Source organism: Rufibacter tibetensis (genome assembly GCF_001310085.1).
In the GTDB taxonomy this organism is placed as follows: Bacteria; Bacteroidota; Bacteroidia; order Cytophagales; family Hymenobacteraceae; genus Nibribacter; species Nibribacter tibetensis.
Genome location: NZ_CP012643.1, coordinates 3,167,437 through 3,179,792, shown reverse-complemented (window position 1 = coordinate 3,179,792; position 12,356 = coordinate 3,167,437). Strand labels below are relative to the sequence as shown.

Here is a 12,356-nt window from a genome sequence, read left to right as displayed (position 1 = left end):
AATTATAGTTTTTCTTCTTGGCGAGTTAATCGGTACACATCAATCATATCTCCCCTCTTCTTTGTTAAGATGACTTGGTTGTTTGCAGTACTGATGGAGAAAGTACCATCTAAAATCAAACTCCAATCAAATTCTGCGGTCCAGAAAGATTGATCATCAAAAGTAATCTCATCGCCTTCCACTTTGTAAGTCCCCTTCCCTATGGCCGGGTACTTTCTTGTGTCACTAGTGCCAGAAAAGGAATTCCCCTCCAAAGTCAAGGTAACATTAGCCGAGGTGTAGTCTGCCGTAGGGGAAGACCGCATGAAAATACCTGTATAAGTACCCTCGGGTAACATGGTGGGAGCATCTTCCTTGTCAAAACAGGAGAATGACAAGAACATCAGCAACAGAATAAGCAACTTGTTTTTCATAGCATCTCTTTTTGAAAGGAAGATTCTTTTAGTGGCTGAAAGGCTGCATCAAGGTTTAGATTTTTATTCATATTATGAATTTCATCTTACTGTATAAAAGAAGGGCTTTGCGCCTGTTTTCATAAAAACAGGCGCAAAGCCCTCTAAAGCAAAACATTGTTCCCTCAAGCTACTCAGCTTTCCGTTGTCTCAAGGCTTCGTATAAAATAATGCCACTGGCCACTGATACGTTCAAAGATTGGACCTGACCCACCATCGGGATTTTCACGCGCACATCAGCTCTTTTGAGGTACTCCGGAGAGATACCATCTTCTTCACTGCCCATCAGCACGGCCACAGGTCCGGTTAAGTCAATGGTGGTATCTGTTAAGTCATCTTCGGCCTTCTCAGTACAGGCTACTACGCGTATACCAGACTGCTTCAGGAAATGCAGGGTGTCTTTAAGGTTTTGCTCGCGGCAAACAGGAATCAGGCTCAACGCGCCTGCAGATGTTTTCAAGGCATCGGCGTTGATCTGGGCGGCTCCCCTGCTTGGAATCACAATAGCATCCACGCCCATACACTCGGCATTACGGGCAATGGCTCCAAAGTTCCGGACATCGGTTACGCGGTCCAACACCAACAGCAACGGATCTTTCCCCTTTTCAAAAATAGAGGCTACAATCTCGTCCAAGGGAGAATAGGAAATAGCTGACAGATAGCCTACTGCTCCCTGGTGGTTTTTGCGGGTAAGCTGGTCCAACTTCTCTACTGGCACTTGAGAAATGGGAATCTGGGCTTCACGGGCAAGTTCAGTGATTTCCTGGCTGATGCTGTGCTTGGTGCCTTTGAGCAGATAGATTTTTTCCATGGTCTTGCCAGCGTGCAAGGCTTCCAGTATCGGCCGCAAGCCGAACACCATCTCCATTTTATCTACTTTAGGCTGGGTGTAGTGCCTTGGCTTTCCGCCACCGTCTCTATCTCTGTTATTTCTGTTCTCCATGGATGTTATGCGTTGATGAGCAGTCTCACCTGCCCTTCTGAATTGGGTGCAAAGGTAGCCGTATTTCAGCAGAAATCTACCAGCAGGTATTTGCTCAACTATTCACCTGTGTTTTGGTCTCTCTTTAGATAAAAGTAGTCGAAACCTTGTTTAAAGGTACGGAAATTGGAACCTGCTGTTTTATGGCTGCTTTTGACAAAACACTTAAAAAGAAGAAGCCGGTCATTTCTAACCGGCTTCTTCTTTCTGAGGTCAAGCTGAACCTATCTGCTCATTTGGCCATAGTACTGCATAAACCTTTGTTCAATCTCAGCTGCTTTCTGGGTCATGCCTACCTGGCGTGCCACCTGCGTCAACTGCTGCATGATGAAAAGGTTAATGCGAATCTCGGTCTCAAAAATAGAGCTTTGGGTAAAGTAATACCTTAGTGACTTGTCGGCCCGGTCAGCCATGATATTCACAATTTCCTGTGCCCGCTTCTGGTCTCCTACCTCATACAACGGCACCACAAACGGCGGCACATAGTAGTCATACGGGATGGATCTATCTGGGAGCTGCGTGAAGCAGTAATCCATGATTTTCTTGGCGGTGGCTTTGTCACCAGCTTTCAGGTACTCCAGGGTTAACTGGTAGTATTTGTCACGGGCATTGGCCGGGAAACGAAGGTAGTTCTCGTCATAAAAAATGTCGGTCCGGTCAAGGTTGCGCCAGGAGAATTTGTTCATCATGTTGTCATACATGATGTTTTTGGCAATGTAGCCCATTTGTTCAGTGCTTCTGCTTTGCACAGGCACTATCCGGTAAGCAAGGCCTTCCAACTGCAGGTAGTTGTCTAAGCCCATGAAGTCAGAGTTGTCTGCCGTGGTAGAGAAGTACACCGGACGTTTCCAGTTATTGTTGGCCAGAAGGTCCAGAATGGCTAAATGCTTTTTCTCTAAACCACCTTTGTCAATGGTCCAGCGCATTTGGCTTACAATGGAATCCTGGTAAGCAGCAGGAACTGCGTTGGCAGCTACCACTGCCTGCTTGTCAACGTTCAGGAAGAAGTTCTTGGTAGGGAAAGAAAGGTACGTTCTTCCGGCCCGGTCTCCTATCTGCAGCGCCTGGTGGTTTTGCTTCACTAATTGAATGTATTGTTTCAAATCAATACCACCAGCAACCTCTGGGCGCTCCACGTACGGCAAATAGTCGTTGATGCCTTGGCGATAGTTCTCATTTTCCAGGCTCATCGGGAATGGCTCAGACTGGTAGGCCTGGCGCTTCATTTGATCCAGGTACCAGTCGGTGTTCATGTAAGAAAGTACCGCTACCCGCACATCGGTCCTGAAACCTTCTACTTCCTGGGCATACCAGAGCGGGAACGTGTCATTGTCACCGTTGGTAAATAAGATGGCATTTGGCGCAACAGAGCTTAACAGGTTTTTAGCGGAGTCTACAGAATGGTAGCGGTCTGAACGGTCATGGTCATCCCAGCCTTGGGCAGCCATGATACCCGGAATCAGCAAGCCTACCACGGTGGCTACTACCCCTGCCAAAAGATCAGATTTTAAGGCTTTGCGCAGGAAATCGGCGATAGCCAATACGCCTAAGCCAATCCAGATACAGTAAGCATAGAACGCACCGGCAAAGGTGTAATCCCGCTCACGGGGCTCAATGGGTGGTTGGTTCAGGTACAATACAATGGCAATACCTGTGAAGAAGAAAAGCAAGCCTACCACAAAAGCGTCGCGCTGTTTTCTTCTCAATTGGAAAATCAAGCCTAAAATACCCAAGACCAGAGGCAACATGAAGAAGTTGTTGCGGGCCATGCTTTCAGAAATACGGTCAGGCAAGCCTTCGCTGCTTTCCCAAGGCCACAACACGCCAGATTGTTGGATATCTCCCTCACGGCCCACAAAGTTCCAGCCGAAATAGCGCCAGAACATATGGCCCATCTGGTAACGGAACAGGAAGCTCATGTTATCACCAAAGCTAGGCTTCTGCCCTTCCTGAATGTCTACCCATTTTTTGTATTGGACAATATGACCAGGCTGGTTACTGTACAAACGCGGCAACAAGGTTTTGTCTTTGGAGTCATATACCGGCTCCACCTTGCGACCAACCTCAATGTACCTGTCTTCGCCCTTGATGTATTGAGCATCACCTTCCTTCTGGTCAATAGGCTCCGCGTTGAACTGCGGCCCAAATAACAATGGACGGTCACCGTATTGCTCGCGTTTCAGGTAAGAAACAAAGCTTACAATGTTCTCAGGGTCGTTCTCATCAATGGTAGGGTCATAGCCAGAGCGGATAGGAATGATGAGGTAAGAAGAGTACCCAATCAGCACGAAAATAAGGCTTAACAGAGCCGTGTGCAGCGCCCGGTTTCCGGTCCGAATGGCGTAGCGAACAGCCCAGACAATTAAACCGATAAACAGGGCCACAAAGAAAATCACTCCCGCTCCAAAAGGTAACCCAAAGCTGTTTACAAACAGTACTTCAAAGCTTCCGGCTATGGAAGGCAAACCAGGTATAATCCCTACCAGCACTACTCCCAGAATAACGGCACTCACCACCAACGTGATGATGGCACCTTTGTTAGAGTACTTTTTCAGGCGGAAGAAGAAGATGAACGCCAAAGCCGGAATAGCTACCAGGTTCAGCAAGTGGACCCCAATGGAAAGACCAACCGAATAGGCAATCAAAATCAGCCATTTGTCAGACATGGCATCATGCGCCCGGCTTTCCCAACGGAGCATGGCCCACACCACAAACGCAGTAAAGAAAGACGACATAGCGTATACCTCGGCCTCCACCGCAGAAAACCAGAAAGAATCAGAGAAGGTAAAAGCCAAGGCACCAACGGCACCAGCTCCCATAATGGCAATGGTCTGCCCTAAGGAAGGGGCCACCACAGTTTCAGCCTCCACCACCGTGGTAGAAAGGCGGGATGCCGCTGCGGCAGAAGGCACCAGCAGTTTGCGAGCCAGAATGGTGATGGTCCAGAAGAGGAAGAGAACCGTGAATGAACTGGATAAAGCCGAAAGCAGGTTGACCCACCAGGCCACTTGTGAAGGATCACTCGCAAACAAAGAGAAGATACGACCCAGCAACAGGTAAAAAGGGGCTCCTGGCGGGTGCGGTACTAGCAGTTTATAAGAACAGGCAATAAATTCTCCGCTGTCCCAGAAACTGGCGGTTGGCTCCAGGGTAAGTACATACGCGATGGTGGCCACCGCAAATACCAGCCAACCCACCAGATTGTTGATCCGATTGTATTGCAACATGATGTGAATAAGATTGAACCCTCGAAATTAGTAATTTTCTGAACGCCTCACCTCTTGCGGCGGGCAATAAATAAAAAAAGAGCCAGCAAAAGCTGGCTCTTCTATAACTTACGCAGGCAAAGATTATTGCTGCTGTAAAATAAGGCGCTTGGTTTCCACCATTTTCTCGTTCACCAAAAGGCTGTAGAAATAAATTCCAGCGGGTAGCGGAGAAAGATCAACCACAATGGTTTCAGTAGTGGCGGGTTTCATAACCGGAATCTCTTTGTACACTTTCCCAATAGCATTAGAGATTCTGATTTTGTAGTTCTCGTCTCCCAAAGAACTCAAGGAAATCTTGGTTACTCCCCTAGAGGGGTTAGGATACGCATTCAAAGAAGGAATCAACCTAGCTTCTTTCGTGCCTTGATTCCCTGAAAGAATCTTGCTCACGCTTGCATAAGCCGTAGACCGCAAGCCTGGTTTAGCCGCCGTCACTCCAGAACTCTTGGTCAAATACAAGAATGGTGAATATTTTTTCACGTTAGGATTATGGGCAGTAAAATTAAGCGCAGGCAATATCCCAAAATCATTCACCGTTGGATTAGCGGGCATCCGCCAATTCAAAAAGACTGTATCAGTTTTTGAGGACTCCAGAGTACGGGTACCCACAGGCAAACCGCCCGGAAGAATGCCCAGAGTGGCTGCTTTACTACCTAAAACTATGCCCAGGGTTAAAACGCCCAGGAAAACACGTGTAAAAATTTTCATACCATATATGCCAAGAAGTTGGTGACTGCTTTCGGAATCGTTCAAATATAGTAACCTATACTTAAACCACAAACTCAACCATAGTTTTTTTACTATCTTTATCTAGAAAAAGAACAATCTTCCCTTTTAAAGATACAAGCTTGTTTTAGGCTATATTCCAAAAATTAGGCCAAAAGCTGATTTTCAGAATACAAATTTGATCTCTTGGAACTGGAAGAACTCCAATTTCTGTTCTATCAGCACTGCCAAACGTCCGGCGGTGTCTATTCCTGTAATCTGCCCCTGTACAACCTGACCGTTAATTTCATAAGAATGCCATTCCTGGTAGCGGTACAAGTGCTGCAGGTACTCCCTTTTCTGGTTTTCGGCCTTACCATTTCTCAGGGCCAGATACCTATGTTCCAGGTTTTCCAGTAACTTGCTTATGAGTCTTGGAAGTGGAAGTTGCTGCCCGGTAAGCAGGGCTAGGGATGTGGCTCGCGGTTGAGCGAAAGAAACCTGATTCACGTTGATGCCAATACCAATGACACTGTGCTGCAGAAAACGGCCACTAATGGAGTTCTCAATGAGTATTCCGCCCGCTTTTTGGTCAAGGCAATACAGGTCATTAGGCCATTTTAGGGTAGCACCTTTGGAGAAATATTCCCGCAGAAGATCCAGCGCTGCAAGTGCAACAGCAATGTTGAGAGAAAACTGGATCTGGGCTTCCAAAAAAGTTGGCTTTAGTATGACAGATAACGTAATGTTTTTGTCAGGTTCCACGTCCCAGGTATTGCCACGTTGGCCGCGACCGCCGGTTTGGGCGCCCGCCACTATGACACAACCATCAGTGGCGTCATTTTTGTTAATAAGCAGATGCGCCTCTGTGTTGGTAGAGGTACATTCTGGCAGAAAGAGGAGCTGTTGCCCCAGAAAAAGGGTATTCGGCGAAAATTTATGCAAAGACTTTAGTATTTTTGAAGATCAAATTTATATTTCCCAAATGAAACACAACACGATTCAGGACAATTCCGACATATTGGCAGAACTGGTGGTAAAAGGCATGCAGGAAAGAAAGGCAGCCGATATTGTCGTTCTAAACCTGAAATCTTTGAAAAACGCCGTCTCAGACTATTTTATCATTAGTTCCGCAAGCTCAGATACACAACTTGATGCTATTGCTACGTCTATTGAAGAAGAAGTGTATAAGCTTACCAAAGAAAATCCGTGGCAGAGTGAAGGTCGCACCAACCGTGAGTGGGTGGTGCTGGACTACGTAGACGTGGTGGCCCATATCTTTCTCAAGGATAAACGTAATTTCTATGCACTGGAAGAACTCTGGGGCGATGCTGAGATTACGCATGTAGCGTCTACGGAAGACTCTACCTCGGCTGTTCGTTAAACAAAGGCACAGCCGGGAGGTTTACTTTTTATTGAAGAGAACAACCACATGACAGACAAACCAGAAAAAAAGAAAAAAAGGAAGATAATACCCACTACGCCCCCGCGCCCTACCATGCAAATCTGGGTTCTGGCGGCTCTTGTGCTTTTCATTTTCGGCCTTACCTACTATAACAACCTGAACGCTACCGTTGAAATCAGACAGCCTCGCTTTGAGGAAATGCTGATGGCACAGGACGTTAAGAAAGTGGCCGTAGTGAATAACAATGTGGCAGAGGTGACTTTGAAAGAGGAAGCCTTGAAAAATGACAAATACAGATCTGAGCTAGAGAGCCGGGGTAGTTTCAGCATGAACACCCAGGGCGCACACTACCACTTCCCCATTATCACTGCTGAGAGCTTTAAGCAAGATTTAGACAAGCTACAGGCTGAAATTCCCCGTGAGCAACGGGTACCTCTTGAGATAGAGAAACGTACTGGCCTGTTAGAGCTTTTGATGGGTTGGCCGTTCTTCATCCTGTTAATGGTAGGTTTCTGGTTCCTGATGCGCCGCATGGCTAACGGGGGAGCGGGTGGACAGATTTTCAACATCGGTAAATCACGTGCTGCCCTATTTGACGCAGAGAACAAGGTGAAGATCACGTTCAAAGACGTGGCGGGTCTGGAAGAAGCAAAAGAAGAGATCCAGGAGATTGTGGAATTCCTGAAGAACCCCACCAAATTTACCATTCTGGGAGGTAAAATCCCGAAGGGTGCGTTATTGGTAGGTCCTCCGGGTACTGGTAAAACGTTATTGGCGAAAGCCGTAGCTGGCGAGGCTGACGTTCCGTTCTTCTCCCTATCAGGTTCAGATTTCGTGGAGATGTTCGTAGGGGTAGGTGCCGCTCGGGTGCGTGACTTGTTTAAGCAAGCAAAAGCCAAAGCCCCTTGTATCATCTTCATTGACGAGATTGACGCCATTGGCCGTTCCCGTAGCCGTGGGCAAATGCCAGGAGGGAACGATGAACGCGAAAACACCCTGAACTCACTTTTAGTGGAGATGGACGGTTTCGCGACGGATTCTGGAGTAATTATCCTGGCTGCTACTAACCGACCTGACATTCTGGATTCCGCGTTATTGCGTCCAGGACGTTTTGATCGCCAGATCAGCATTGACAAACCAGATATCAATGGTCGTACCCACATTTTTGGTGTGCACTTAGGACCCTTGACGTTGGCCGGAGACGTTGACGCGAAGAAATTGGCTGCTCAGACTCCTGGCTTTGCAGGCGCCGAGATTGCGAACGTGTGTAACGAAGCTGCCTTGATTGCCGCCCGCCGGAACAAGAAAGCGATTGAGATGCAGGACTTCAACGATGCCATTGACCGTGTAATTGGTGGTTTGGAGAAGAAAAACAAAATCATCTCTCCGCAGGAAAAGAAAATTGTGGCCTACCACGAAGCCGGCCACGCGATTGCCGGTTGGTTCCTGGAGCACTGTGATCCGTTGGTAAAAGTGAGTATTGTGCCCCGTGGCGTTGCCGCGTTAGGATACGCCCAGTACTTGCCAAAAGAGCAGTTCCTGTATAACACAGAGCAATTAGTAGATGAAATGTGTATGGCTTTAGGTGGCCGTGCTGCTGAGCAAATTGTGTTCGGGAAAATCTCTACCGGTGCGTTGAGTGACCTGGAGCGGATTACAAAAATGGCGTACAGCATTGTGACCATGTATGGTATGAACAGCCGCATTGGTAACCTGTCGTTCTATGACTCTAAGCAGCCAGACAACACGTTTACCAAGCCTTATTCAGAAACTACAGCTGAAACCATTGACTCTGAAGTGAGACTGTTGGTTAGTGATGCGTACACCCGTACCATTCAGTTGCTAACAGAAAAGCGTCACGAGTTAGAGTTGGTAGCGCAGGAGTTATTGGAGAAAGAGATTATTTTCCAGAATGACCTGGAGCGTTTGGTAGGACCAAGACCTTTTGAAGGCTTAACCAACTATCAGGCTCATACAGCTGGAACAGACCGTAGCAAAACGCAAAGCGAAGTAGCTGGTGAGAATCACCTGACTGCTCCTACGGGCACCCAACAGAACCTGGAAGATACCCCTACGGCGGCAGAGCCTAGTGGTGCTCCCACCTCTACCGGAGAAGGCACTACATTCAATTCGTAGGTCTTTTCTGAAAAGTAAGCTATTAACAGTAATACAACATGTACGAAGCTAAATCCAAAGAGATTGTGCTCCGCAAGGTAAGAGAGGCGCTGGCTAAGTCAGCGCCTTTTCTGCCTCCTACCCCTGACTTCTCTACCTCTGTCTACGGTCCGCTGCTGGAAGACCTTTCCGTGCAGTTTGCTGAGACCTTTATCAGAAACAGTGGCACCTTTGTGTACTGTGAGAATGAAGAAGATTTCTTTGACCAATTGTTTGAGTTCAAGAAAGAGCGCGGCATAGAGAATATGTACGTGTGGGAACCCATTCTCAAAAAGATCCTGCACGCTGGCGGCATTAACTTCAACGGCACGGAGGAAGATTTCATCAGCAATGCGCAAGCCTCCCTTACCACTTGTGAAGCCATGGTAGCACGTACCGGCAGCATTCTGGTTTCTTCCGCCAACGCCAGCGGCAGACGGCTGTCTGTTTACCCGGCCATGCATTTAGTAGTGGCCAAGCTTTCTCAGTTGGTGCCAGACATTAAACAGGCTTTGCAATATGTGCAGGGCAAATACGGCAACAAACTCCCTTCCATGCTATCTTTGGTCAGCGGTCCCAGCCGTACCGCCGACATTGAGAAAACCTTAGTGATGGGCGCCCACGGTCCCAAAGAACTTATCCTCTTCCTGATTGATGATCACACCGATTGAGCACCTTCCGCCGGGTAAAAAAGTTTATTTCGCTTCGGATTTCCATTTGGGGGTACCTTCTCAACAGGAGAGTCTGGCCCGCGAGAAAAAGATTGTGCGGTGGCTTGATCAGGTGAAAGTAGATGCCTACGCCATTTACCTGGTAGGTGATATTTTTGATTTCTGGTTTGAATACCGCCACGCTATTCCCAGAGGGTTCATCCGGCTGCAAGGTAAACTGGCTGAGATTGCGGACAGCGGCACTCCCATTTACCTTTTCACGGGAAACCATGACATGTGGATGTTCGACTATTTTCCTAAAGAGCTCAACATCCCAATTTTAAGGAAACCTGTCTCCACTAAAATAGGCAAGCACACGTTCTTCATTGGTCACGGAGACGGCTTAGGTCCCAAAGACTACACGTACAAAGTCTTAAAAAAGGTGTTTGCGAACCCGGTAAGCCAATGGTTATTTGCCCGTATACACCCCAACATGGGCATTGGACTGGCTAGTTTCTGGTCACGCCGCAGCCGCATCCAGAACACGAAGTTAGACGAGGTATTTAAAGGCGATGATGAATGGCTGGTACATTACTGCCAACGGGTGGAGGGCCGACAGCACCATGACTTTTATATCTTCGGACACCGTCATTTACCTCTGGATTTACCTATCGGCGAGCGGAGCAGATACCTGAATTTAGGTGAATGGGTCAATTATTGCTCCTATGCCGTATATGATGGTCAGGAACTTACCCTTACGTATTTTGAAAATCAGCCTGCCTAAACTATTCTTAGGATTCCTGGTCCTCAGTATGCTTTGCCCTTTTCTGGCGAAGTCACAGGCACCCAACTGGCCCCTGCTATTTCAACTACCTGCTAAAGGCAAATCACTACTTTCTATTGATCGGTTTGGCCGCTCGTATTTGGCAAATGGGCGGCAGAACATCCTTCAACTAGACACCTTAGGCAAGGTGGTCAATACTTTCTCGCCGCCCGTGCAGGGCAGGGTAGCTATGGTGGAGGCCTGGAGCCCTGCTAAAATATCAGTGTTCTACGATGATCGTCAACGAGTGCAGTTGTTAGACCGCTTCTTAACCCCTTTGGCCATTGCTGATTTACGCGAATACACCGACGGAACCATCACAGCAGCCACCCTGGCAGCCGATGACCGACTATGGCTTTTTGATGAAACCACCTTCCGCCTCCTGAAGATTGACACCCGAGTAAACCAAGCCGTATTTGAAAACCCATTGGAGCTTCTCCTGGACCGCAGACAACATGACATCACCTTCCTGCGCGAGTATCAGAGCAAGCTATACATGGTAGACCGACTCTCGGGCATCTACGTGTTTGACAACATGGGCAACTACCAGAAAAAGCTTCCAATACCCAACCTCACTTACGTGGGCTTCGTGGGCGATGAGCTGTACTACCTTGCCAATAACGAGCTTTATTTCCAGCACCTGTACACCCTCCAAACCCGCACCATCTCCCTCCCAACCCAGCCCCTTCCCTACCGCCAAATCTTAGTTGGCGACAAACTCCTTTACCTCCTTACCAACGACACCTTATTTGCTTACCGATGGCGTTAAGCTGCTTCAAGCTTTTTTTCCTGAAAACAGATTAAAAAGGCACATGAGTCTAATATACTTGTCAGGCCTAGGGTGTAGATTAAACACAGGCACAACAGATGAGAATCAGAGATGAATCAGCACTGCGTGCGGACACAAGCTGCAAGCTCGCGCCAGCGATTCACTTAGAGTTAGTTTTTACTTTGGCAACAAAAAAATTATGCACCTTCCCCTGTTCCAGTCTTTCGATCGAGCGCCTCGCTTTTGGCCATAGATAAACTTTAACAAAGAAGAACAAATCGTTCAGGCCGAAAGGGTAGTCCGAGAGGGGAAGATGCGGCCCCGCGGCCGTGAGCGCTTATCGCCAAAGATGCAACAGCTAAGCATAAGGGCCTCGCATCAACCAGCCACTACGCCAGCAAAGGCAAACTGCAGGCACAACAGAGCCATTCTATTCTTTCGCTAAAAACTTCAAACCAAGCACCCCTGCAATGATCAACCCGATACAGACCAACCTAATAGCATCTTTGGGTTCGTTAAACAAAACAATTCCTAAAATGGCCGTACCAACTGCTCCAATCCCCGTCCAGGAAGCATAAGCAGTTCCCACGGGTAAGGTGCGCATGGCTTGGGCTAGCAGCACAAAACTGAGAATCATAACAATCACCGTGATCATAGTAGGCCAAAGCTTCGTGAAGCCTTCGGTGTATTTCAGTCCGATGGCCCAGCCTATTTCACATAAACCAGCTACAATCAAATATATCCAAGCTGAATTCATAGATTAAGAGTATAAATATAAAGGTCAAGTCAGTTTTAGAGCTAGTTACCACAGCTTCAGCACATTAGTTTCCGGTTTGGTCAGGATTTGCTTGCCCTGTTGCGTGAATTATTTCTACTTGCAAACTTAGCGGGCTTAGTTACTAGCTACAACTGCAGCGCAAACTTATAGAAAAGCAACGGGTGGTTTACACATCCTTTTAAGAATTGACTACTTAAACGGAACAACTCTAACTCTAAAAACTTGAACTTAGAATCAAGTATTCGGTCTATTAGTACACCGCAGTAATAGCATGGATGACGTTGAAAGTCATGGTGCACTTTCTTTTACCAAGGATTTGTTCATCAAAGAAATAGGAACAACCGAAAAACCGTTTTCTAGTCCATTTTC

The 12,356-nt window shown here is 47.4% G+C and carries 11 protein-coding genes; 5 read left to right on the top strand and 6 right to left on the bottom strand.

The window, feature by feature from the left end; translation table 11 throughout:
- Nucleotides 1-2: 2 nt before the first annotated feature.
- The 5 genes from DC20_RS12980 to DC20_RS12960 all read right to left on the bottom strand — a co-directional run bounded on the left by DC20_RS12980 (nt 3) and on the right by DC20_RS12960 (nt 6,353).
- Nucleotides 3-413 carry a hypothetical protein gene (locus DC20_RS12980; RefSeq protein WP_062544218.1) on the bottom strand — a complete coding sequence of 137 codons (411 nt, stop codon included), beginning with the start codon at nt 411-413 and terminating at the stop codon, nt 3-5.
- Between the two features lie 169 nt (nt 414-582).
- Nucleotides 583-1,395, bottom strand: a complete 813-nt coding sequence (gene rlmB / locus DC20_RS12975; RefSeq protein ID WP_062544217.1) for a 23S rRNA (guanosine(2251)-2'-O)-methyltransferase RlmB — start codon at nt 1,393-1,395, stop codon at nt 583-585.
- A 263-nt stretch (nt 1,396-1,658) separates the two neighbouring features.
- On the bottom strand, nt 1,659-4,661 hold the full coding sequence (locus tag DC20_RS12970; RefSeq protein ID WP_062544216.1) for a glycosyltransferase family 117 protein: 3,003 nt from the start codon (nt 4,659-4,661) through the stop codon (nt 1,659-1,661).
- 123 nt (nt 4,662-4,784) lie between these two features.
- The gene (locus DC20_RS12965; RefSeq protein ID WP_062544215.1) at nt 4,785-5,411 is read right to left on the bottom strand and encodes a T9SS type A sorting domain-containing protein; all 627 of its coding nucleotides are present in this window, start codon (nt 5,409-5,411) and stop codon (nt 4,785-4,787) included.
- Between the two features lie 183 nt (nt 5,412-5,594).
- Nucleotides 5,595-6,353 carry a biotin--[acetyl-CoA-carboxylase] ligase gene (locus tag DC20_RS12960; protein WP_062544214.1) on the bottom strand — a complete coding sequence of 253 codons (759 nt, stop codon included), beginning with the start codon at nt 6,351-6,353 and terminating at the stop codon, nt 5,595-5,597.
- Between the two features lie 40 nt (nt 6,354-6,393).
- Here DC20_RS12960 and rsfS point away from each other — a divergent pair, with 40 nt between their 5' ends.
- From rsfS to DC20_RS12935, 5 genes are read left to right on the top strand one after another with little or no spacing between them, the layout of a single operon-like run.
- Nucleotides 6,394-6,792 carry a ribosome silencing factor gene (gene rsfS / locus DC20_RS12955; RefSeq protein WP_062544213.1) on the top strand — a complete coding sequence of 133 codons (399 nt, stop codon included), beginning with the start codon at nt 6,394-6,396 and terminating at the stop codon, nt 6,790-6,792.
- A gap of 48 nt (nt 6,793-6,840) precedes the next feature.
- Nucleotides 6,841-8,949 carry an ATP-dependent zinc metalloprotease FtsH gene (gene ftsH, locus DC20_RS12950; RefSeq protein ID WP_062544212.1) on the top strand — a complete coding sequence of 703 codons (2,109 nt, stop codon included), beginning with the start codon at nt 6,841-6,843 and terminating at the stop codon, nt 8,947-8,949.
- Nucleotides 8,950-8,987: 38 nt separating this feature from the next.
- The gene (locus DC20_RS12945) at nt 8,988-9,638 is read left to right on the top strand and encodes a LutC/YkgG family protein (RefSeq protein ID WP_062544211.1); all 651 of its coding nucleotides are present in this window, start codon (nt 8,988-8,990) and stop codon (nt 9,636-9,638) included.
- The gene (locus tag DC20_RS12940) at nt 9,622-10,401 is read left to right on the top strand and encodes a UDP-2,3-diacylglucosamine diphosphatase (RefSeq protein ID WP_062544210.1); all 780 of its coding nucleotides are present in this window, start codon (nt 9,622-9,624) and stop codon (nt 10,399-10,401) included. The genes DC20_RS12945 and DC20_RS12940 overlap by 17 nt, the downstream gene beginning before the upstream one ends.
- Entirely contained in the window at nt 10,382-11,209 is an 828-nt protein-coding gene (locus tag DC20_RS12935) for a hypothetical protein (RefSeq protein ID WP_157593157.1), read from the top strand. Before DC20_RS12940 ends, DC20_RS12935 begins: the two co-directional genes overlap by 20 nt.
- Nucleotides 11,210-11,639: 430 nt before the next feature.
- Here DC20_RS12935 and sugE read toward each other — a convergent pair whose 3' ends face one another.
- A complete protein-coding gene (sugE, locus tag DC20_RS12930) occupies nt 11,640-11,966 on the bottom strand; it encodes a quaternary ammonium compound efflux SMR transporter SugE (RefSeq protein WP_062544208.1) in 327 nt (108 codons plus the stop codon).
- Nucleotides 11,967-12,356 lie beyond the last annotated feature (390 nt).